Below are 636 nucleotides of genomic sequence, written 5' to 3'. Positions count from 1 at the left end.
CGACACGTCGGCCGCCGCACCGGGCGTGGCGCTCGCCACCGATTCGGGCAGCAGCACGTCCGACCACGTCACCAATGTCGGCACGCTGAACCTCACCGGTGTCGAAACCGGCGCGACCGTCGAATACTCGATCGACGGCGGTCATACGTGGAACACCAGCTTCGGCGCCACCGAAGGCCTGAACGACGTGCAAGTCCGGCAGACCGACATCGCCGACAATACGTCGTCGGCGACGTCGTTCAGCTTCACGCTCGATACGTCGGCAGCCGCACCGGGCGTGGCCCTGACCACCGATTCTGGCAGCAGTGCGTCCGACCACGTCACCAACGTCGGCACGCTGAACCTGACCGGTGTCGAGACCGGCGCGACCGTCGAATATTCGATCGATGGCGGTCATACCTGGAACACCAGTTTCAATGCCACCGAAGGCCTGAACGACGTGCAGGTCCGGCAGACTGATATCGCCGGCAACACGTCGTCGGCAACGTCGTTCAGCTTCACGCTCGACACGTCGGCTGCCGCGCCGGGCGTGGCCCTGACCACCGATTCCGGCAGCAGTGCGTCCGATCACGTCACCAACGTCGGCACGTTGAACCTCACCGGCGTCGAAACCGGCGCCACTGCCGAATACTCGAT

Annotated in this window: 1 protein-coding gene; it reads left to right on the top strand. The window is 64.9% G+C overall.

What is annotated here, in order from left to right; translation table 11 throughout:
* On the top strand, positions 1-636 hold a 636-nt coding region (locus U4Y91_RS36570; RefSeq protein WP_321809126.1), incomplete at both ends, for an Ig-like domain-containing protein.

It is taken from the genome of Burkholderia sp. BCC1993 (assembly GCF_905339865.1).
In the GTDB taxonomy this organism is placed as follows: Bacteria; Pseudomonadota; Gammaproteobacteria; order Burkholderiales; family Burkholderiaceae; genus Burkholderia.
This window is presented reverse-complemented; position numbering and strand designations above follow the sequence as displayed.